General features: G+C 71.5%; 20 protein-coding genes. 15 read left to right on the forward strand and 5 right to left on the reverse strand.

Annotated features, from left to right (window positions below; all coding sequences use genetic code 11):
• The first annotated feature begins 7 nt into the window (after window positions 1–7).
• The 3 genes from REH65_RS18915 to REH65_RS18925 are packed head-to-tail and all read left to right on the forward strand — an operon-like array spanning window position 8 to window position 1,599.
• Window positions 8–292, forward strand: a complete 285-nt coding sequence (locus REH65_RS18915) for a DUF2516 family protein (protein WP_281457506.1) — start codon at window positions 8–10, stop codon at window positions 290–292.
• Window positions 292–1,032: an alpha/beta fold hydrolase gene (locus REH65_RS18920; protein ID WP_406688515.1), complete on the forward strand. Its 741-nt coding sequence runs from the start codon at window positions 292–294 to the stop codon at window positions 1,030–1,032. Before REH65_RS18915 ends, REH65_RS18920 begins: the two co-directional genes overlap by 1 nt.
• Before the next feature lie 18 nt (window positions 1,033–1,050).
• The gene (locus REH65_RS18925; protein ID WP_281457452.1) at window positions 1,051–1,599 is read left to right on the forward strand and encodes a YbaK/EbsC family protein; all 549 of its coding nucleotides are present in this window, start codon (window positions 1,051–1,053) and stop codon (window positions 1,597–1,599) included.
• Window positions 1,600–1,713: 114 nt separating this feature from the next.
• Here the strand turns inward: REH65_RS18925 and purU are convergent, their stop codons facing one another.
• The 4 genes from purU to REH65_RS18945 all read right to left on the reverse strand — a co-directional run bounded on the left by purU (window position 1,714) and on the right by REH65_RS18945 (window position 4,960).
• Window positions 1,714–2,586: a formyltetrahydrofolate deformylase gene (gene purU, locus REH65_RS18930; protein ID WP_281457453.1), complete on the reverse strand. Its 873-nt coding sequence runs from the start codon at window positions 2,584–2,586 to the stop codon at window positions 1,714–1,716.
• Window positions 2,587–2,618: 32 nt separating this feature from the next.
• Entirely contained in the window at window positions 2,619–3,344 is a 726-nt protein-coding gene (locus tag REH65_RS18935; RefSeq protein WP_406688516.1) for a maleylpyruvate isomerase family mycothiol-dependent enzyme, read from the reverse strand.
• A 231-nt stretch (window positions 3,345–3,575) separates the two neighbouring features.
• Entirely contained in the window at window positions 3,576–4,421 is an 846-nt protein-coding gene (locus tag REH65_RS18940; RefSeq protein WP_406688517.1) for a class I SAM-dependent methyltransferase, read from the reverse strand.
• Window positions 4,422–4,441: 20 nt separating this feature from the next.
• Entirely contained in the window at window positions 4,442–4,960 is a 519-nt protein-coding gene (locus REH65_RS18945) for a DUF2505 domain-containing protein (RefSeq protein ID WP_281457455.1), read from the reverse strand.
• Here REH65_RS18945 and REH65_RS18950 point away from each other — a divergent pair.
• The 12 genes from REH65_RS18950 (at window position 4,947) to REH65_RS19005 (ending at window position 18,436) form a co-directional block, all read left to right on the forward strand.
• On the forward strand, window positions 4,947–6,110 hold the full coding sequence (locus REH65_RS18950; RefSeq protein ID WP_406688518.1) for a UDP-N-acetylmuramate dehydrogenase: 1,164 nt from the start codon (window positions 4,947–4,949) through the stop codon (window positions 6,108–6,110). The two genes, REH65_RS18945 and REH65_RS18950, sit on opposite strands and share 14 nt — an antisense overlap.
• Window positions 6,111–6,188: 78 nt before the next feature.
• A complete protein-coding gene (locus REH65_RS18955; protein ID WP_406688519.1) occupies window positions 6,189–7,193 on the forward strand; it encodes a hypothetical protein in 1,005 nt (334 codons plus the stop codon).
• A 269-nt stretch (window positions 7,194–7,462) separates the two neighbouring features.
• On the forward strand, window positions 7,463–8,602 hold the full coding sequence (locus REH65_RS18960; protein WP_406693196.1) for an Ig-like domain-containing protein: 1,140 nt from the start codon (window positions 7,463–7,465) through the stop codon (window positions 8,600–8,602).
• A gap of 249 nt (window positions 8,603–8,851) precedes the next feature.
• Window positions 8,852–10,147 (forward strand): D-inositol-3-phosphate glycosyltransferase, encoded by a 1,296-nt coding sequence (gene mshA / locus REH65_RS18965; RefSeq protein WP_406688520.1) that lies wholly within the window; start codon window positions 8,852–8,854, stop codon window positions 10,145–10,147.
• Window positions 10,144–10,629, forward strand: a complete 486-nt coding sequence (locus REH65_RS18970; protein WP_281457460.1) for a YbjN domain-containing protein — start codon at window positions 10,144–10,146, stop codon at window positions 10,627–10,629. Before mshA ends, REH65_RS18970 begins: the two co-directional genes overlap by 4 nt.
• A gap of 632 nt (window positions 10,630–11,261) precedes the next feature.
• Entirely contained in the window at window positions 11,262–12,005 is a 744-nt protein-coding gene (locus tag REH65_RS18975) for a phosphoglyceromutase (RefSeq protein WP_281457461.1), read from the forward strand.
• A 284-nt stretch (window positions 12,006–12,289) separates the two neighbouring features.
• On the forward strand, window positions 12,290–13,525 hold the full coding sequence (locus REH65_RS18980; RefSeq protein ID WP_406688521.1) for a sensor histidine kinase: 1,236 nt from the start codon (window positions 12,290–12,292) through the stop codon (window positions 13,523–13,525).
• Window positions 13,522–14,202, forward strand: a complete 681-nt coding sequence (locus REH65_RS18985; RefSeq protein ID WP_281457463.1) for a response regulator transcription factor — start codon at window positions 13,522–13,524, stop codon at window positions 14,200–14,202. Before REH65_RS18980 ends, REH65_RS18985 begins: the two co-directional genes overlap by 4 nt.
• A gap of 153 nt (window positions 14,203–14,355) precedes the next feature.
• Window positions 14,356–15,447, forward strand: a complete 1,092-nt coding sequence (locus REH65_RS18990) for a hypothetical protein (protein ID WP_406688522.1) — start codon at window positions 14,356–14,358, stop codon at window positions 15,445–15,447.
• Window positions 15,444–16,574, forward strand: coding sequence for a hypothetical protein (locus REH65_RS18995; RefSeq protein ID WP_406688523.1), 1,131 nt, complete (start codon window positions 15,444–15,446; stop codon window positions 16,572–16,574). The genes REH65_RS18990 and REH65_RS18995 overlap by 4 nt, the downstream gene beginning before the upstream one ends.
• A 96-nt stretch (window positions 16,575–16,670) precedes the next feature.
• Window positions 16,671–17,549 (forward strand): sugar phosphate isomerase/epimerase family protein, encoded by an 879-nt coding sequence (locus tag REH65_RS19000; RefSeq protein WP_406688524.1) that lies wholly within the window; start codon window positions 16,671–16,673, stop codon window positions 17,547–17,549.
• Between the two features lie 101 nt (window positions 17,550–17,650).
• Window positions 17,651–18,436, forward strand: a complete 786-nt coding sequence (locus REH65_RS19005) for a thioesterase family protein (protein ID WP_406688525.1) — start codon at window positions 17,651–17,653, stop codon at window positions 18,434–18,436.
• 117 nt (window positions 18,437–18,553) lie between these two features.
• On the opposite strand, the gene REH65_RS19010 is transcribed toward REH65_RS19005, so the two are convergent.
• Complete coding sequence (locus REH65_RS19010) at window positions 18,554–20,182, reverse strand: long-chain fatty acid--CoA ligase (protein WP_406688526.1); 1,629 nt, start codon at window positions 20,180–20,182, stop codon at window positions 18,554–18,556.
• Window positions 20,183–20,307 lie beyond the last annotated feature (125 nt).

Genomic DNA, 20,307 nt, shown 5'->3' on the forward strand with positions numbered 1-20,307 from the left:
GAGCGGAATGCCGCTGTACTGGTGGATCCTGACGGTCATCTGGATCGTGTGCATCCCGGTCGGTGTGTTCGCGTTCGTGCACGCCGCGCTGCAGCGCGCGGATGCCTTCACGGCCGCGGACAAGTTGAACAAGCTGGCCTGGATGGGGATCACCGGCGCCGCCGCGCTGCTGCTGATCGTCGACACGCGCGGGCCCTACGGGATCATCTGGATCGCCGGGCTGGTCGCCGCGCTGGTCTACATCGTCGACGTGCGGCCGAAGGTGAAGGAAGTCCAGGGGCGGTCCTGGTAGTGCGCGCTCGCTGGCGGGCGCTGGGCAGCGGTGCGCCGGTGACGCTGGTCGCGCACGGACTCGGCGCGACCGAGGGCGAGGCGCGCATCCCCGCGTCCGGCCTGCGCGGCACCCGGGTGGTGATCACCCTGCCTGGGCACGGCTCCGCGCCCGACGCCCCGGCCGGGTACTGGAACTACGCCTCGGTGGCCGCCGACGTGCTCGCCGTCGCCGACGAGGTCGGTGCGACGCAGGCGGTCGGCGTCTCGCTCGGCGCAGGCGCGCTGACCCGCATCGCCGCCGAGCACCCCGATCGCTTCCAGCGCCTGGCGCTGCTGCTCCCGGCCGCGCTGGACCGGCCCCGGGAACCCGCAGCGGCCTGGGCCTACGAGCGGTTGGCCGCCGCGATCGCCGCCGACGACGAGGGCGCGAGCCTGCGGGAGGCGCTGGCCGCCGAGATCCCGCCCGGCGTCGAGGTCGGCGATCACCTGGCGCAGCGGGCCGCCGCGCTGTCCCGGCTCGCCGAGGCGCTGCGCGAGCTGCCGGAGCAGGTCCCGGTCGCCGACGCGAGCGCGCTGTCGCGGGCGTCGGCCGAGGTCCTGGTCATCGGCGCCACCAGCGATCCGATGCACCCCGCCTCGGCGGCGAAGGCCACCGCCGCCGCGTTCGGCGACGCCCGGCTGGAGCTGCTGGAGTCCCAGGCGCCGATGCTCACCCACCGCAAGCTGCTGCGGGACCTGCTGACGGGTTTCCTGCGCTGAGCGTTCTATCGTGCGGGCATGGGTTTCGATGGGTCCGCGGCGGCGGGAACGCTGGAAGTCACCACGGCGCTGGAGCGCCTCGACCTGCTCGCCGACCCGGTCGCCGAGTCCGTGCGCGGGCTCGGCGACGACCGGATCGGCGTAGCCGAGATCGACCCGGATCTGGCCGACACCGCCGCGTTCTGCGAGAAGTACGGCTCGCCGCTGGAGCTCTCGGCGAACTGCGTGGTGGTGGCGGGCAAGCGCGCCGGCGAGGTCCGCCGCGCGGCCTGCGTCGTGCTGGCCACCACCCGCGCCGACGTCAACGGCGTGGTGAAGCGCCGTCTCGACGTCCGCAAGGCCTCGTTCGCCGCGATGGACGAGGCGGTGATGCTCACCGGCATGGAGTACGGCGGCATCACCCCGTTCGGCCTGCCCGAGGGCTGGCCGATCCTCGTCGATCCCCGCGTGGTCGAGGCCGGCGCGGTCGTCGTCGGCAGCGGCCTCCGCCGCAGCAAGATCATCACCCCGGCCGACGTGCTCCCGGAGCTCCCGCACGCCGAAGTCCTCGAAGACCTCGCCCGCTGAGCGGAGGTCCTGGGAGGCGCGTTCCGCACCAGGGGACGGTTTTTCCTCGAATTGTCCGGGCAAAACGGACATTGATCATGGGTGATTCGAGGAGAAACTGTCCACTGGTGACGCTCAGAACACGACGGTGCGCTTGCCGTGGACCAGGACGCGGTCCTCGACGTGGGAGCGCAGACCCCGGGAGAGCACCATCTTCTCGATGTCGCGTCCCTTGCGGACCATGTCCGCGACGTCGTCGGTGTGATCGATGCGGATCACGCCCTGCTCGATGATCGGGCCCGCGTCCAGCTCCGCCGTCACGTAGTGGCAGGTCGCGCCGATCAGCTTCACGCCGCGCTCGTAGGCCTGGTGGTACGGCCGGGCACCGGCGAACGACGGCAGGAAGCTGTGGTGGATGTTGATCGCCTTGCCCGCCCACCGCTCGCACAGCTCCGGCGGCAGCACCTGCATGAACCGGGCGAGCACGATCGCGTCCGGGTCGTGCTGCTCGGCCAGCTCCCGGACCTGCTCGAACGCGGCCGCCTTGGTCTCCGGGTCCTTGCTGAAGGGCACGTGGTGGAACGGGATGCCGTGCGCCTCGGTGATCGGCCCCAGCTCCGGGTGGTTGCCGATCACCGCGCACAGCTCGACGTCCAGCTCCCCGGAACCGACCCGGCCGAGCAGGTCGTGCAGGCAGTGGGCCTCCTTGGACACCAGCACCACGACGCGGCGGCGCTCGGCGGTGTCCCAGATCCGCCACTCGGCCCGGTCGCTGAGCTCGCCCGCCACGGCGCCGAAGCGCTCGCGCAGCTCCTCGATGCCGAACGGCAGCGAATCCGCGCGCACCTCCTGCCGGGTGAAGAACCAGCCGGTCGTGGTGTCGGTGTGGTGACCGGCCTCGACGATCCATCCGCCGTGCTCGGCCAGGAAGCCGGAGACGGCGGCGACGATCCCGGTCCGGTCGGGACAGCCGAGGGTGATGACGAAGCGACGTTCGGAAGAGCTCACGACCAAGATTGTCGCAGGTCGGTTGGGTTCCTTCAGCGTCCGGCCGCCACACCGGCCAGCGCGGTGTCGCCGGTGACCGAAGCGGAACTGGGCCGTCCCCACACCCGTCGGTACACCGCGTCGGCCGTGCCCGCGACGGTCGCGCCGGTCTCCAGCCCGGCGCCCGCGGGAGCGCCGGTCTCGGGGCGTTCGCCGGGGCGGTAGGTCACCAGCCAGGCCCGTCCCGCGTCGGCCGCGTGGTAGAGCACGGTGCCGTCGTGCTCGCCCGCGCTCCAGTCGCCCAGCGGCAGCAGGACGGTGAGCATCTCGTCGATGCCGTCGGCCGCCAGCTCCGGGTCGAAGACCAGGTCGTGCGCCTGCCCGAGGGCGAGTTCGGCGTCGAGCCGGTGGATCGCGGTCTCGTGCGCGACCCGCCGCGCCCAGCCGGTCGGGGTCGCGTCGTCGAAGAACGCCCACACCCGCCGACCCGGGTCCATCGTGGACAGATCGGAGACGAGTTCGCCGCGGAGCTCGTCCCACCAGGACAGCAGCGCGTCGAAATCCGCTGGGGCGTCGGGAACGTCCGGGCGCGCGTCGCCCGGGCCCGACCGCAGCGATGCCCGCACCCGCGCGTAGACGCGCGCGAGGTGCCCGGTCATCCGCCGGACGTCCCAGCCCGGGCAGGTCGAGACCGGGGCGTCCGGACCGGCTTGCAGGACCGCACGCCGGAAAGCGTCCGCCTGCTCCTGAAACGCCTTGAGGTGGAAGTCGCGATCCATGCCCCCATTAAAAGCGCTACCCCGCTCGCGGGGAAACGCCCGCTCCCGTCGTGTCCGAGACGGCGCAGTTCTCATGAGAACTGTCGGACCCCTGCGAAGCAGGGTCACGTTCGAGAGCCGAGAGGAGATCCCGTTCCGATGCAGGTGAGAAGGGCTCTCCCGTCCCCAGGCCGTCTCCTGCCCCGGAGGGGGACGGGGAAGTTTTCATGAAAACTTCCCCCAGGACCGAGGTCAGGGGGCGACGGAGGACCAGGGGACGGTGAGTTCTCCGAGGCGCCAGCGGGGGTGCCGGTCGAGGACCGGCCACCGCTCCGCGAGGAGGCGGACGGCGTGGGCCCAGCGGGCGCGGGGACCGAAGGTGGCCAGCGGGGCGGCCGTCGCCCAGCACGAGTCGAGTTCGCCGAGCAGCGCGTGGATCCGCTCGCCGGGGACGTTGCGGTGGATCAGCGTCTTCGGCAGCCGCTCGGCCAGATCGGAGGGCTTGTCGATGGCGGAGGGGAGGCAGGCCAGCGTGAGCGTGCGCGGGCCCTCGCGGGTGAGCATGACCCAGCAGCAGCGGCGGCCGATCTCGTCGCAGGTGCCCTCCACCAGCAGCCCGGTCGGGGCGAGCCGCGAGCACAGCTCGTCCCACGCCTTCCACGCCTCCGGCTCGGTGTACTGGCGCAGCACGTTGAGCGCGCGGATCAGCGCGGGACCGGGGAAGCCGCGGACGCCCGCGGCGAGGCCCGCGAGCTCGAACCCGCCGCGCCGGAACTCCAGCCGGGGCGGATCGGCGACGACCTTGCCCGCCGCCACCCGCTCCGGGTCGATCTCCAGGCCCACCACCCGCAGGCGCGGGTGCAGCCCGGAGAGCCGCTGCGCGAGCTCGACGGTGGTGGTCGGGGTGGCGCCGTAGCCGAGGTCGATGACCACGGGTTCCACGGCGGTGCGGACGGCGCGGGCGACCTGCGGGGTGGCGGCGATCCAGCGGTCGACGCGGCGCAGCCGGTTGGGGTTGGTGGTGCCGCGCGTCGGCATCCCCATCGCCCGGGCGCGGCCGGCGGCGAGCCGGGGGTTGCGCTTCTTCGGGACGTTCATCGCGGGCGGGAGTCGCGCGCTCAGGCGCGCTGGGCCAGCCACGCGGCCGTGAAGTGGTCCTCCTCGACCAGCATCTTCTGCACCTGCTCGGCGACGAGGTCTTCGAGCTTGCCGCCGACGAACGGGACGGTGACCTTGACCGAGCCCTCCACGACGAGCTCGCTGACCGCGGGCCCGGTGGGGTCGACGAGGTCGCGCAGCCACATCGAGCCGGTGATGGAGCAGGGGGCGCCGGCGATCTCGGCCGCGATCTCGCCGGTGTAGTGGCCGTCCTCCTCGCGCCGCCAGGACTCGCTGCGGTCGATGAGCAGGTCGCCGCCGACGACGGTGCGGGCCACCGACGGGAGCTTGTCGGCCGGGACGCCCTGACGGGTCTGGAAGCGGGCCCCGTCGTCGGTGTCCACGTGCTGCAGCAGGGTCGCGGTGGAGCCGCCGAGCTCCTCCAGCCGGGCTGCGAGGTAGTCGGAATCGATCAGCGCCCGGTACACCTCGACGGCGGGCCGTTCGGAGGTGCTGCGGTGCTCGATGCGGCGTGCCATGCAGCGGAGGTTACCTTTGGCAGTCGTGAGTGCCTCTACGTCCGGTGCCGAAGAAGTGCGCGACGACACTGCCCTGCCTGGTGAGAAGCCGGGCGGCGGGTCGCCGCTGGCCGAGTTCACCACCCTGCGACTCGGCGGCCCCGCGACCGGCCTCGTGGTCGCCACCAGCGAGAACGAGCTGGTCGACGCGGTCCGCGCGGCCGACGACGGCGGGCACCGGCTGCTGGTGCTCGGCGGCGGGTCGAACCTGGTCATCGCCGACGAGGGCTTCGACGGGCACGCCGTGCGCATCGCGACCCGCGGCCGCGAGTACGACAACGTCGGTGACGGGATCGTGCAGCTCACCGCCGAGGCGGGCGAGGACTGGGACGACGTGGTCGCGGACTCGGTGGCCCAGGGCCTGGGCGGGCTGGAGTGCCTGTCGGGCATCCCGGGCCTGGCCGGGGCGACCCCGGTGCAGAACGTCGGCGCCTACGGCGTGGAGGTCTCCGAGCTGCTGGTCTCGGTCGACCTGCTGGACCGGCGCACCGGCCGGGTGCGGACCGTGCGGGCCGCCGACCTGGGCCTGACCTACCGCAGCAGCGTCCTCAAGCACAGCGACGCGGCGGTGGTGCTGCGCGCCCGGTTCCGGCTGCACGACAGCGGCCTGTCGGCGCCGATCCGCTACGCCGAGCTGGCCCGGACGCTGGGCGTGGAGCCCGGGGAGCGGGTGGACGCGGCGAAGGCGCGGGACGCGGTGCTGGGGCTGCGGCGCGGCAAGGGCATGGTGCTCGACCCGGCCGATCACGACACCTGGAGCGCGGGCTCGTTCTTCACCAACCCGATCGTGCCGGAGGCCGAGCTGCCCGCCGCGCTGGAGCGCATCGCCGAGCGGGTGGGCGCGGACCAGCGGATCCCGCAGTACCCGGCCGAGGGCGGCGGGAAGCTGTCGGCGGCCTGGCTGATCGAGCGCGCCGGTTTCGCCAAGGGCCACCGGGGGCCGGGCGGTCGGGTCGCGCTGTCGAGCAAGCACACCCTGGCGCTGACCAACAGGGGCGGTGCGACCACCTCGGACCTGCTGGAACTGGCCCGCGAGGTCCGCGACGGCGTCCGCGAGGTCTTCGGCGTCACCCTCGCTCCCGAGCCCGTGATGGTCGATTGCGCGCTCTGATCCAGCGGCCATCCAGGTGACTCTTAGTGACTAACAGGTAACCCTGTGTGTTAAATGGCAGAGGTGGAGGGGGCCACCATGCTGAGCATCAGGGAACTTCGCGACCGCGCGGTGATCCGCCCGATCAAGCGCGCGGTCGAGGACCAGCTGCTGGACCTGCCCGGGGTCACGGGCGTGGACATCGGCGCCCGGACGCGCGCGGGCAGCCGACTCCGCGAGCAGGTCATCGTCGTGTCGGTCGCCCGCAAGCGGCCGCGCGAGGTCCTCGGCCGGGACGGTTGCGTGCCCGCCGAGCTGTTCGGCATCCCCACCGACGTGGTCGAGGAGCAGGCTCTCCTGCAGCACATCCACCGCTCCAGCGAGGAGCCGCTGCGGTGGCCGACCCGGACGATCGGCTCCGACGGCGCTCCGGGGTGCCCGCTGCGCGCGGTGCGCGGCGGCAGCGGCCTGGCGCCGTGCCGGTCGGTCCGGCTGGAGGCCGGCGAGTACCGCCGGATCGGGACGCTCGGGGTGCTGGTGGCCGGTGATTCCGCCGAGCCGATGGGGCTGACGACCTTCGACGTCGGCTGCCTGGACGACGCGTGGTCGGTGGGCGACCGGATGGCCGAGCCGGAGAGCGGCCAGGTGCACGCCGAACTCGCCAGGGCCGCCCTGTCGGGCCGGGTGGACGCGGCCGCCGTCCGCGTCGTGCCCGGTCTGACGGCCTCGCCGGAGGTCGGCAGGCTCGGCCCGGTCACCGGTCACGCGCGGGCCTGCCCGGGCGAGCCGGTCCGCAAGCACGGCTTCGGCACGGGTCTCACCGACGGCGTCGTGACCTCGGTGGACGCCACGATCAGGGTCGATCACGGGGCGGCGCTGGGGGTGCGGGTGCTGCGCGAGCAGATCCGGATCACCACCGATCGGCCGCACTTCTGCGGCCCGGGTGATGCCGGGGCGGCCGTCGTCGACCCGTCGGGCCGGTTGCTGGGTCTGCACGTCGCCGGGGCCGAGGGCGGGGTCGTCGGATATGCGACTCCGATAGGGGACGTTCTCTCGGAACTCGACGTCCGGCTCCACCCGCGATTCCAGTCGCTCGGCGTCTGAGGGCCGTTCGCGCGAATTGTGCCGGGGAATCGCGCGAACTCCATTTCGCGTCGAATGTCCCCCTTTCGGGGCAGGTGGAGCGGCATTCGGCGGTTGTGATGCGATGCACAAGCGTCCCGGACATCTTTTCGCGCCGTCGCGCGTCTTAATGGTGGGGGCGAGGAGAACCGCCGGCTGGAGAGAAGCGCGTTCGCTTTTTCCGGCGGTGACCGTTTTTTGCCGATTTCGACTTCATTTTCAGAGAGGATTCCTTCGAAGTGAGTGGTGTGATGCGGCTGCCGTGGCGCGTGTTGTTGGGGGCGTTGGCGGCCGTCCTGCTGATCGCGGGCTGTTCTGCGCAATCGCAGGAGCAGTCCCAGCCCGCTCCGCCGGTCGCCGCGGTCCACCTCGAACCGGGCGCCGGTGCGGGTGAGGTCAGTCCGACCGCTCCGATCAAGGCTTCCGTGGACGAGGGGCGCTTCGAGTCCGTCCAGCTGACCAACGCCGACGGCAAGGCCGTCGCCGGGCAGCTGGCCGCCGACGGCACGAGCTGGCAGGCGACCGAGGCGCTCGGCTACGGCAAGGAGTACACCTGGTCCGGCCAGGCCGTCGGGACCGACGGGAGGAAGGCGCCGGTGCAGGGCTCCTTCCGCACGGTGCAGCCGAAGAAGACGGTCCGGGCCACGGTCAACCCGACCGACGACGCGAAGGTCGGCATCGCGATGCCGATCAGCGTCAAGTTCGACGAGCCGGTCAAGGACAAGGCGGCGGCGGAGCGCGCGCTGAGCGTGCAGACCTCCACGCCCGTCGAGGGCTCGTGGGCGTGGCTGTCGGACAAGCAGGTCGACTACCGGCCCAAGGAGTACTGGCCGGCGAACACGCACGTCACCGTCAAGGCCGACCTCTACGGCGTGCCCTACGGCAACGGCTCCTACGGCCTGGCCGACCTGACCAGCGATTTCGACATCGGCCGCGCGCAGATCGTCAAGGCCGCGGTGGGCACCCACCAGATGGTCGTGATGCGCGACGGGCAGCAGGTGGCCAGCTACCCGGCCAGCTACGGCGAGGAGTACGACCCGGGGCGCAACACCCCGAACGGCACGTACATCGTGATGGAGAAGAACCCCGTCGAGATCATGGACAACCCGCGCTACGGGTACCACGACGTGCGCAAGACCTTCGCGGCCCGCTTCTCCAACCACGGCGAGTTCATCCACGAGAACCAGGAGAACGCCGCCGCGCTGGGCAAGGTGAACAACTCGCACGGCTGCATCAACCTCAACGCCGCCGACGCCAAGGCCTACTACGACAGCGCCCTGCTGGGCGACCCGGTCGAGGTCACGGGCTCGGCGAGCTCGATGGAACCGCGCTACGACGTCTACGACTGGATCTTGACCTGGGACCAGTGGAAGGCGAAGTCCGCCCTCTGATCGAGGCCCGGGGTGGGGAGGTTTTCATGAAAACTTCCCCACCCCCACCGCGTTGCCGTGGAAGCGCGGACGGCCTGTGACGGAAGCCACCGAGGGGCGGCGGAGCGGGGGTTTCGCCGCCCCTCGGGGGTAGCGTCGTGGGTTGGCTCCGAGGTTTCAGCGCGTCGACGGGAATGTTTCGGCGGCGTGCGGTGTCGGGGTTGATCGGGTCCGAACAACTCGGGCCCACCGGCTTGCGATGGGCAGCAGATGACTTCCAGGACCTTGCGGATGCGGCCGCGCCGCGCCGCCGTCTTCTCGTTGCACACCTCCCCGCTGGAGCAGCCCGGCACCGGTGACGCGGGCGGGATGAACGTCTACATCGCCCAGACCTCCCGGCGGCTCGCCGAGCTCGGCACCGAGGTGGAGATCTTCACCCGCGCCACCTCCTCCGACATCCCGCCGATCGCGGAGCTGGCACCGGGCGTGCTGGTCCGCAACGTGGTGGCCGGCCCGTTCGAGGGCCTGGACAAGAACGACCTCCCCTCGCAGCTGTGCGCGTTCGCCGCCGGCGCGCTGCGGGTGGAGGCCCGGCACGAGCCCGGGTACTACGACGTGGTGCACTCGCACTACTGGCTGTCCGGCCAGGTGGGCTGGCTGGCCCGGGAGCGCTGGGGAGTGCCGCTGGTGCACACCGCGCACACGCTGGCCAAGGTCAAGAACGCCAACCTCGCCGAGGGCGACTCGCCGGAGCCCAGGGTGCGGGTGCTGGGCGAGGAGCAGATCGTCGACCAGGCCGACATGCTGGTGGCCAACACCGAGTTCGAGGCCACCGATCTCATCGACCGCTACGACGCCGACCCGGACGCGGTCGCGACGATCCCGCCGGGGGTGGACCTGGAGGTCTTCACCCCGGGCGACGGGTCGGCCGCGCGCGAGGAGCTGGGCGTTCCCGCCGACGCGCTGGTGCTGGCGTTCGTCGGACGGATCCAGCCGCTGAAGGCGCCGGACGTGCTGCTGCGCGCGGCCGCCGAGCTGCTGCGACGACGTCCGGAGCTGCGCGAGCGCCTGGTGGTGCTGGTCGTCGGCGGTCCTTCCGGCAGCGGTCTGGAGCGGCCCCGGGCCCTGCAGCAGCTGGCGGTGGACCTGGGCGTCGACGACGTGGTGCGCTTCCTGCCGCCGCGCGGCGGGGCGGACCTCGCCCGCCTCTACCGCGCTGCCGACGTCGTGGCGGTGCCCAGCCACAACGAGTCGTTCGGCCTGGTCGCGCTGGAGGCGCAGGCGTGCGGCACGCCGGTGGTGGCGGCCGCGGTCGGCGGCCTCCCGGTGGCGGTCGCCGACGACGTGTCCGGCGTGCTGGTCGACGGCCACCGCACCGGGCAGTGGGCCGACGCGCTGGGCTCGGCGCTGCTGAACCCGGAGCTGCGGCACCGGCTGGCGGCCCGCGCGCGGGAGCACGCGAGCACGTTCTCCTGGGCGCGCACGACGGAGTCCCTGCTGGAGACCTACGCGCAGGCGAAACTGGCGTTCAACCGGAGCCTGCGGATCGAGGAGGTGACGGCGTGACCCCGGAACAGGTGATCACGTCCACGCTGGAGGCCAACGAGCTCGCCCACCAGGACAAGGGCGAGGGGCGCTTCTTCGTGACGCTGCCCGGCACGAAGAAGCTGCAGACCAACTGCTGGCTCATCGTCGCCGAGCACGCTCTGCTCATCGAGGCGTTCGTCTGCAGGCAGCCGGACGAGAACCACGAGAACGTCTACCGCTACCTGCTGCGCCGCAACGCCAAGCTCTACGGCGTGCACTACACGATCGACAAGACCGGTGACATCTACCTGGTGGGCCGCATCAGCCACCAGGCCACCACCCCGGACGAGCTGGACAGGATCCTCGGCCAGGTCCTCGAAGCGGCCGACGGGGACTTCAACACCCTCCTGGAACTCGGCTTCGCCACTGCCATCAGGAGGGAATGGGCCTGGCGCGAGTCCAGGGGCGAGTCCCTCGCCAACCTCCAACCCTTCAAACAACTGGTGGACCAAGAGGACTAGAGGGCTGACGGGAAAGTCACGAACGTCAGGCAAGCACCGCAGGTGCTTTCGCAGTACCCCGAGCAAGCAACCGGCACCGCCGCGGGTTCTGAGCGCCTTCGTGGCGAGTACGCCGTGACGCCGCGTATTCACATACTCAAGGAGCGGCGCACGGAGTCCACGGAGGCGCTCAGGTTCCGCTACCCGCACCGCCACGCAAGACGACCACGATCGAAAAGAGACCGGGAGGGGCGGCTCGGGAGAGAGGGGGAGTCACGAGCTCGAGCCGCCCCACCACGGTGGTCCCGCCTGACGGGTCTGGAGGGCGGGGGCACCCTGAACCCGGCGGGGCGCGGCTCGTTGGGGGAGCTGAACCGCGCTCACGCTCTCGCGAGATCGGGGAGTGCGTGGGAGCCGATCAAGGAGAGCGTTGTCAACTTCGCAGAGTTATGTAGCTGCCACAAGGCCGCCGCATTACTCCATTCGTGTGATGTTCGACTAGAAAACTAGAGCACGCACGGTTGGAGGCGCCATATCTTCCACGGAAAGTGACGGCCGACACTGTCGTGTCACAGCCGGGCGGGGATCACGTAACTCTCGGGTGAAGCTCACAACCCCGCTGCCCTGCGGATCGGGCCGGATAGCCTGGGGCCATGACTTCGACTTTGGTGCTGCTGCGGCACGGTGAGAGCACGTGGAACGCCGAGAACCTGTTCACCGGCTGGGTGGACGTCCCGCTGTCGGACAAGGGCCAGGCCGAGGCCAAGCGCGGCGGTGAGCTCCTCCGCGACGCGGGCGTGCTGCCGGACGTGCTGCACACCTCGCTGCTGCGGCGCGCGATCTCCACGGCGAACATCGCCCTCGACGGCGCCGACCGCCACTGGATCCCGGTGAAGCGCGACTGGCGGCTCAACGAGCGCCACTACGGCGCGCTGCAGGGCAAGAACAAGAAGCAGACGCTGGAGGCCTACGGCGAGGAGCAGTTCATGCTCTGGCGCCGCTCCTACGACACCCCGCCGCCGGAGATCGAGCTCGGCGACGAGTTCAGCCAGGACTCCGACCCGCGCTACGCCGACCTCGGCGCGGAGATGCCGCGGACCGAGTGCCTCAAGGACGTCGTGGCCCGGCTGCTGCCGTACTGGGAGTCGGCGATCGTGCCGGATCTCCAGGCGGGCAAGACGGTGCTGGTCGCCGCGCACGGCAACTCGCTGCGGGCGCTGGTCAAGCACCTGGACGGGATCTCGGACGAGAACATCGCCGGGCTGAACATCCCCACCGGCATCCCGCTGCGCTACGACCTCGACGAGAACTTCAAGCCCACCAACCCGGGCGGCACCTACCTCGACCCGGAGGCCGCCGCCGCTGCCGCCGCGGCCGTGGCGAACCAGGGCCGCTGACCCGCCGCTGAACCACCGGCGGGCCGCTGAACCACCGGCTTCGCGGGGGAGGGCACCTCGGGAACGTTCCCGAGGTGCCCTCCACGCGTCGCTCACGTGGGTGACGAGTGGCGAGAAGTCGCCGAGTCGGGGAACGGAGCGCTACCGAGGCCCGGGTGGTAGCTGAACCAGCTCCGATCAGGGGGTGAACCACAGGTGAAGAAGCGCCCGATTCGTGTCACGGGCGTCACGGAACGCCCTCGTGGACTGGCATTCGCCCACCCGAGCTTGCTTACGATGCAGACGTGACCGCATTGGGCTGGACCGCCCTGATCATCGCCGCGCTCCTGCTGGGCGCGGTCGGCGGATTCTTGGTTGCCAGAGGATCCCGGCCCTACCGCACGTCCAAGCCCCAGGGCCCCACCGTCGCCGAACTCCTGCAGCGCCTGGTGCACACCAGCACCAACGGCGTCGTCGTGCTCAACCGCTTCGGCGACGTGGTGCTGCACAACCCGCGCGCCGCCGAGCTGGGCGTCATCCAGGACTACCGGGCCGACGCGCGCGCCCAGAAGGCCGCCGAGCAGGCCGTGCGCACCGGCGAGCCGGTGACCGTCGACCTGTGCCCGCTGGACGGGCGCGCCTCGCTGGCCGGCCGCGGCCCGGCCGCGGTGCTCGGCGACGTCCGGCCGCTCGGGGACGGCTTCGCCGTCGTCGACGCCGCCGACCAGTCCGACTCGGTGCGCCTGGAGGCGACCCGGCGCGACTTCGTGGCCAACGTGAGCCACGAGCTCAAGACCCCGGTGGGCGCGCTGGCGCTGCTGGCCGAGGCGCTGCTGGACAGCGCCGACGACGCCGACGAGGTCAAGCGCTTCTCCACCAAGATCCTGCACGAGTCCACGCGCCTGGGAACGCTGGTCTCGGAGCTGATCGCGCTGTCGCGGCTGCAGGGCGCCGAGCGGCTGCCCGAGCTGACCACGGTCGAGGTAGACGACGTGGTCGAGGAGGCGCTGGGCCGGTCCCGGTTGGCCGCCGAGTCCGCCGGGATAGAGATCGCGGTGGACGGACCGTCCGGCTACCTGCTGGAGGGCGACCGGGCGCTGCTGGTCACGGCCCTGACGAACCTGGTCACCAACGCGGTCAACTACTCCCCCCACGGCAGCCCGGTGTCGATCTCGCGCCGGTTGTCCGAGGACTTCGTCGAGATCGCGGTCACCGACCGCGGCATCGGGATCGAGCCGGAGCACCACGAGCGGGTGTTCGAGCGGTTCTTCCGGGTGGACCCCGCGCGCTCGCGGGCCACCGGCGGTACCGGCTTGGGGTTGGCCATCGTCAAGCACGTCGCCGCGAACCACGGAGGCGAGGTGAAGCTGTGGAGCAGGCCGGGGACGGGCTCCACCTTCACCATCCGGGTGCCCCGGCACAGCGTTGCCGAGGGCGACGACGAGGCGACCACCGAACCCGATCGGGCGGCACCTGCCGCGCGGTCCACCACCGACAGTGCGGACGGCGTGACAACCGTCGAAACAGGAGGAGTCCGGTGACCAGAGTGCTGATCGTGGAGGACGAGGAGTCCTTCGCCGACCCGCTTGCCTTCATGCTCCGCAAGGAGGGCTTCACGGCCGCCGTCGCGGCCAACGGCACCGATGCCCTGGACGAGTTCGACCGCAACGGCGCGGACATCGTGCTGCTGGACCTGATGCTGCCCGGGATGAGCGGCACCGACGTGTGCAAGCAGCTGCGGCAGCGCTCCGCCGTGCCGGTGATCATGGTGACCGCGCGCGACAGCGAGATCGACAAGGTCGTGGGCCTGGAGCTGGGCGCCGACGACTACGTCACCAAGCCCTACTCGGCGCGCGAGCTCATCGCCCGGGTGCGGGCGGTGCTGCGCCGCCGCGGCGAGGCCGAGGAGCTGCAGCCGCAGGTGCTGGCGGCCGGTCCGGTGCGGATGGACGTCGAGCGGCACGTGGTCACCGTCGAGGGCGAGGACGTGAACCTGCCGCTCAAGGAGTTCGACCTGCTGGAGTACCTGCTGCGCAACGTCGGCCGGGTGCTCACCCGCGGTCAGCTCATCGACCGGGTCTGGGGCGCGGACTACGTCGGCGACACCAAGACCCTGGACGTGCACGTCAAGCGGCTGCGCTCGAAGGTCGAACCGGACCCTGCGGACCCGAGCTACCTGATCACCGTGCGTGGTCTTGGCTACAAGTTCGAGGCCTGAGCCGGCCGGGTGTGACCGGTCGCATCCCCGAGAGGCTGCTGACCTGGTGGCGGGCCCTGATGACCTGGTGACGGGTGCGGCGGGAGTGTTCCGGGACGCAGTTTCCCGCCCACCTGCAGCCCGGGGACGTGCGCAGCCGGTAATTTGTCGGTCATGCGCCTAGGGGTCCTCGACGTCGGATCCAACACCGTCCACCTGCTCGTGGTGGACGCGCACCGCGGTGCGCATCCGACCCCGATGACATCGGAGAAGACCGTCCTGCGACTCGCCGAGCGGATCGGCGCGCAGGGCGGCCGACTCGCCGACGACGACGCGGACGCGCTGATCCGGACGATCGCCGACGCGCAGGAAGCGGCCGTGGCCGCCGGGTGCGAGGAGCTGATGGCCTTCGCGACCTCGGCGATCCGCGACGCGGACAACGCCGCGGAGGTCCTGGACCGGCTGCGCGCCGAGACCGGCGTCGAGCTGGAGGTGCTGCCGGGCGAGGACGAGGCCCGCTACACCTTCCTCGCGGCCCGCCGCTGGTACGGCTGGTCGGCGGGCAACCTGCTGCTGCTCGACATCGGCGGCGGTTCGCTGGAGATGGCGCTGGGCATCGACGAGCAGCCCGACCTGGCCGTCTCGCTGCCGCTGGGCGCGGGCCGGATGAGCCGCACGATGCTGCACGACCCGCCGAAGCAGGACGAGATCAAGAAGGCGCGCGAGTGGCTGGAGGGCCAGCTGGCGCCGACCGCGAAGAAGTTCCGGAAGCTCGCCCGCCCGGACCGCGTGGTGGCGACGTCGAAGACGTTCCGCTCGCTGGCCCGGCTGACCGGTTCCGCGCCGTCCTCGGCGGGCCAGCGCGTGCCGCGCAAGCTCACCGACACGGGGTTGCGGCAGCTGCTGGCGTTCATCACCCGGATGTCCTCGAACGACATGGCTTCACTCGACGGTGTGAGTTCCGCCCGGGCGCACCAGCTCGTCGGCGGTGCCCTGGTCGCCGAGGCCGCGATGAAGGCCCTGGGAGTCACCGAACTCGACATCTGCCCGTGGGCGCTGCGCGAGGGAGTCATCCTTCGGCGGCTGGACCACACCAACGGAGATAGTCACACTGCGTTCAAGAGCGGCGTTCCGGTGCGTGCGGGGGGCACGGGCGGGCTCGTGCCGGCGCAGGAGAATGCGTCCGGCCCGACACGGAATGAAACCGAGGCACCGGTGGACGGAACTGGACTGCAACCGCGGCACGGGGCACGGTGGGAACGATGAGTCGGGACAGCGGGGCGGACCAGCCCACCCAGCGCACCGTGGCAGAGCTGCTGGCCGAGTACGGCGGCAGCTCCGACAAGAGCTCCCGGCGCCGGCGCAGGAAGGCCGAGGACCCGACCGAGACCGCGCCGCAGGAGATCATCAACCGCGTCCTGTCGGACAGCGGTCAGATGCGCGCGGTCAACCCGGACGAGGAGGCCCCGGCGAGCCGCAGGCACGGCGGGCAGCCGCCGCAGACACCTCCGGCCCCGGCACCCCAGGGACAGGCACCTCAGGCTCAGCCGCCTCAGTCGCAGGCACCGCAGGCACCACCGCCTGCGGCCCCGCCCGCGGCGCAGCAGCCGCCGCAGGCACCTCCGGCCGCGCCGCAGCCGCCCGCGCGCCCGGCACCGGAGACCCCGGCGGAGTCCGGGCCGCAGCCCGGCAGCGCCGGTTACTGGGCGCAGCGCTTCGGCAGCGCCGGTGGCGCGTCCGCCTCCCCGGCGCCGTCCGCGCCGAGCACCGACGCCGAGGCGACGATCCGGCAGCCCGCGCTGCCGGCGCCGCCCCCGTCCGGACCGGCCGCCGGTCCTGCCGCCGGGCCCGCTGCCGGTCCGCCGATGGCTCCGGCCGGACCGCCGCAGCTGCCGGAGAGCTTCACGGAGCAGATCCCGCGCATCGACGGCGGCGTCGGCGCCTACCCGGCGCAGGCCGAGCCCGAGTCCGACCCGTACGACTTCGACGATCAGAGCCTCGCCGAGGGCGGCTACGAGCAGGCCCCCTACGAGCAGCCGTACGACCAGTCCTACGACGAGGACTACGACCTCTCGGCGCCCGCCGGGCTCGACGACGACTACGACCCGGACGAGGGCGACCGGCCGCCGTCGGCGGGCAAGGAGTGGGGCACGCTGGCCCTGCAGGGCGTCCTCGGCCTGGTCGGCGGCGGTGCGGTGTGGGTCGGCTTCCGCTGGTTGTGGATCAACGCGACGATCGCCGCGTTCGGCGCGGCACTGGTGTTCACCGGCCTTTTGGTGCTCGTTGCGTGGAAGTTCTTCCGCACCAACGATCTGCAGACCATCCTGCTGTCGGTGCTGGTGGGCCTGTTCTGCACGGTGTCGCCCGCGGCGCTGCTGCTGATCAACCAATGAGAGGTCGTCGGTGTTGGCTCGGACAGGTGATGTGAACGTCCGGACGCCCGACCGCTGCGCAACCGCTCCACGACCGTCGGTCATGCTTGGTTCGAGATGACTGGACAACCAACCCGACCCGAGCGGCAGGACGCCCCCGACCGGATACCGGTGGGGCTGTCCAGCGCCTCGGTGTGGCCGCAGCCGGCGCGCGCGGCCTTCGAGATGTCGGCGGACCTCGGTTTCGACGGGGTCGAGGTGATGGTCTGGGCCGACGCGGTCAGCCAGGACGTCAAGGCGCTGAGCCGCCTGTCCCGGCAGCACGGGGTCCCGGTCCTGGCCGTGCACGCGCCCTGCCTGCTGATCACCCAGCGCGTGTGGTCGCCGGAACCCGAGGAGCGGCTGCGCAAGGCCGTGGTGGCGGCCTCCGAGCTGGGTGCCTCGACGGTCGTGGTGCACCCGCCGTTCCGCTGGCAGCGCCGCTACGCCGAGGCGTTCCCGGAACTGGTGGAGGAGCTGGAGGAGACCAGCGGCATCAAGATCGCGGTGGAGAACATGTTCCCGCTGCGCCCGCCGAACTCGCTGAACCGGCTGCGCACCGCCCGGTCGTCCGGGGCCAAGGGCAACGGCGGGCTGTCGGCGTTCAAGCCCTCGCCGGACCCGACCGACGTGGGCTTCCGGAACTACACCCTGGACCTCTCGCACGCGGCCGCCGCGCACGTTGACGCGATCGAGCTGCTCAAGCGGATGAGCAGTGGACTCGCCCACGTGCACCTGGCCGACGGCACCGGGGCAGCGCACGACGAGCACCTGCTGCCGGGTCAGGGGAGCCAGCCGTGCGCCGAGGTGTGCGAGGCGTTGGCGGCCGACGGCTACGAGGGCTCGGTCGTGCTGGAGGTCAACACCCGCAAGGCCAAGAATCCCCAGCAACGAGCCGATCTCCTGGCCGAAGCCCTGCTCTTCGCCCGTCTGCACCTCGAACCGCTGGGCACTTAGGGCCGCTAACCGACGCCTGATGATCAACTTCGGCGGCGGTCATTAGAATCCTCGATCATGAACTCGTTGCGCGCAGTGGGCTTTCGACCGGTGGACCCCACGTGACCGAGGTCCAGGACTCGTTCTCCGCGGCCACCTCGGTGCGTTCGCTCGGCGACGGCAGTTACGTCGCGAACCTCCACCCCGACTGGGCTGTCGGGGACAACCCGCACGGCGGCTACCTGCTGGCACTGCTCACCAGAGCGGTCTGCGACGGCACCGGGCTGGAACCGCTGTCGATCAGCGCGCAGTACCTGCGGCCGCCGCGCGTCGGTCCGGTGATGATCCGGCTGCAACCGCTCAAGACCGGCAAGACCGTCACCGTCGTGCGCGCGTCCCTGGAGCAGCGCGGCCAGGTGTGCGTCGACGCAACGGTCACCGCCGGGCGGATGCCCGCGGCCGAACCGGAGTGGTCGGACCTGCCGTCGATGCCGGTGAACCCGCCGCCGGACGCCGTCGACCTGAGCCAGTCGACGCGGTTCTTCCACCTCGCCGAGGTCTGCGACATGCGGCTGGACCCGAACACCGCCGAGTTCCTCAACGGCGGCACCGGCGAGCCCCGCTACCGGATGTGGGTCAAGCCGCGCGACGGCCACCCGGATCTGCTGTTCGGCCTGGTCGCGGGTGACCTCACCGTCCCGGTGACGCTGAACCTGGGCCGCTTCGGCTGGGCCCCCACGGTCCAGCTGACCGCCTACCTGCGCGCGCACCCGGCCAACGGCTGGCTGCGGATGCTCGTCGACTGCCGTGCCGTCCACGGCCAGTGGTTCGACGAGGACGTCCAGGTCATCGACTCGGTGGGCCGCCTCATCTGCCAATCCCGCCAACTCGCCCTCTCCCCCTCCTGACCGGTGCACCCGGACCGACCGGGGGCCGCGATTTCAACGGAAGTCGGGAACCCGATCTCAATGGAGATCAGGTCCACGACTTCCGTTGAAACCGGGTTCCCTCTCCGGGTGCGCGGGTCAGGTGAGGTGGATGACGTCGAGGGCGCCTTCGGCGTGGTGCTGGCGGAGGCGCTTCTTGTCGAACTTGCCGACGCTGGTCTTGGGGGCCTCGGTGATGAAGGTCCAGTACTCCGGGAGCTGCCAGTTCGCGACCGAGCCGGTGAGGAACTCGCGGAGCTCGGCGGCGTCGGCGGTCTGACCCTCGCGCAGCACCACCGCCACCAGCGGGCGCTCCGACCACTTCTCGTCGGGGACGCCGATGACCATCGCCTCGGCCACCGCCGGATGGGCCATGACCTGGTTCTCCAGCTCCACCGAGGAGATCCACTCGCCGCCGGACTTGATCACGTCCTTGGCCCGGTCGGTCAGGTGCAGGAAGCCCTCCGGCGTCAGGAACCCGACATCACCGGTGCGCAGCCAGCCGTCGTGGAACTTCTCCGGGTCGTCGTCGCCGTAGTAGGCCTTGGCCACCCACGGGCCGCGAACCTCCAGCTCACCGACGCTCTGCCCGTCCCACTGCAGGATCCGGCCGTCGTCGCCGACCAGCCGCCCCTCCACCGAGGCGGGCAGCCGGCCCTGGCTCTCCCGGTAGGCCCACACGTCCTCGCCGGTGGCCGCGGCCGGCGGCCGGGCGAGGCTGCCCAGCGGGGACGTCTCGGTCATGCCCCAGGCGTGCACGACGGTGATGCCGTAGCGCTCCTGGAAGGTCCGCATCATCGCGGGCGGGCAGGCCGATCCGCCGATCACGACCTCGTGCATCGAGGAGATGTCGCGCGGGTTCGCGTCGAGCTCGGCGAGCACGCCCTGCCAGATCGTGGGCACCGCGGCCGCCATCGTCGGGCGCTCGGCGGCCATCATCGTCACCAGCGGCTCGGGCTGCAGGAACCGGTCCGGCATGATCATCGAGGCGCCGACCATGAACGCCGCGTAGGGCAGGCCCCACGACATCGCGTGGAACATCGGCACGACCGCCAGGCCCCGGTCGCCCTGCCGCAGGCCCATGCCGTCTGTCATGCAGACCTGCATCGAGTGCAGGTAGATCGAGCGGTGCGAGTAGACGACGCCCTTGGGGTTGGCGGTGGTCCCGGACGTGTAGCACATGGCCGCCGCCGAGCGCTCGTCCAGCTCGGGCCAGTCGAACTCGTCGGGCTGCCCGGCGAGGAGCTCGGCGTAGCCGTGCACCTCGACCCCGGACGGGGCCTCCAGCGCCGCCGCGTCACCGCCGACCACGACGACGTGCCGGACGGTCTTCATGTCCGGCAGCAGCTTCCCGAACAGCGGCAGCAGCGTGTGGTCGACCAGCACCACGTGGTCCTCGGCGTGGTTGGCGACGTAGACGACCTGCTCCGGGAACAGGCGGATGTTGAGGGTGTGCAGCACCGCGCCCATCGACGGCACCGCGAGGTACGCGGCGAGGTGCTCGGCGTTGTTCCACATGAACGTGCCGACGCGCTGGTCACCGGTGACGCCGAGGCCGCGCAGGGCGTGGGCCAGGCGAGCGGCGTCCCGGCCGACCTCGGCGTAGTCGCTGCGCCGAGCCCCGTCCCCGGTCCAGGTGACGACCTCGGCGGAGGCGCCGTGTGGGCCGGAGCCCTGCCGCAGGATCCGGGCGATCGAGAGGGGACCGTCGTTCATCGTGCTCAACATGGTCGAAGCTCCTTCGGGTGGGGATCGCTCGGTGTGGCGGGGTGAAAGACCTTCGGTTTGTGGTGCAAGACACAGTATCTTCCAGGCCGGGTCAACGGGAGGGCTCGACACGCAGCGTGGTCTGG

This window comes from Saccharopolyspora sp. ID03-671, assembly GCF_045278815.1.
Lineage (GTDB): Bacteria > Actinomycetota > Actinomycetes > Mycobacteriales > Pseudonocardiaceae > Saccharopolyspora > Saccharopolyspora ipomoeae.

Coding starts and splice junctions, on each gene's coding strand:
- REH65_RS18975 (WP_281457461.1), top strand. CDS start 11,262: ATGACTTCGACTTTGGTGCTGCTGCGGCACGGTGAGAGCACGTGGAAC.
- REH65_RS19010 (WP_406688526.1), bottom strand. CDS start 20,182: ATGTTGAGCACGATGAACGACGGTCCCCTCTCGATCGCCCGGATCCTG.
- REH65_RS18990 (WP_406688522.1), top strand. CDS start 14,356: ATGCGCCTAGGGGTCCTCGACGTCGGATCCAACACCGTCCACCTGCTC.
- REH65_RS18940 (WP_406688517.1), bottom strand. CDS start 4,421: ATGAACGTCCCGAAGAAGCGCAACCCCCGGCTCGCCGCCGGCCGCGCC.
- REH65_RS19000 (WP_406688524.1), top strand. CDS start 16,671: ATGACTGGACAACCAACCCGACCCGAGCGGCAGGACGCCCCCGACCGG.
- REH65_RS18955 (WP_406688519.1), top strand. CDS start 6,189: ATGCTGAGCATCAGGGAACTTCGCGACCGCGCGGTGATCCGCCCGATC.
- REH65_RS18915 (WP_281457506.1), top strand. CDS start 8: ATGCCGCTGTACTGGTGGATCCTGACGGTCATCTGGATCGTGTGCATC.
- REH65_RS18935 (WP_406688516.1), bottom strand. CDS start 3,344: ATGGATCGCGACTTCCACCTCAAGGCGTTTCAGGAGCAGGCGGACGCT.
- REH65_RS18925 (WP_281457452.1), top strand. CDS start 1,051: ATGGGTTTCGATGGGTCCGCGGCGGCGGGAACGCTGGAAGTCACCACG.
- REH65_RS18960 (WP_406693196.1), top strand. CDS start 7,463: ATGCGGCTGCCGTGGCGCGTGTTGTTGGGGGCGTTGGCGGCCGTCCTG.
- mshA (WP_406688520.1), top strand. CDS start 8,852: ATGACTTCCAGGACCTTGCGGATGCGGCCGCGCCGCGCCGCCGTCTTC.
- REH65_RS18950 (WP_406688518.1), top strand. CDS start 4,947: ATGCGGCGTGCCATGCAGCGGAGGTTACCTTTGGCAGTCGTGAGTGCC.
- REH65_RS18945 (WP_281457455.1), bottom strand. CDS start 4,960: ATGGCACGCCGCATCGAGCACCGCAGCACCTCCGAACGGCCCGCCGTC.
- REH65_RS18995 (WP_406688523.1), top strand. CDS start 15,444: ATGAGTCGGGACAGCGGGGCGGACCAGCCCACCCAGCGCACCGTGGCA.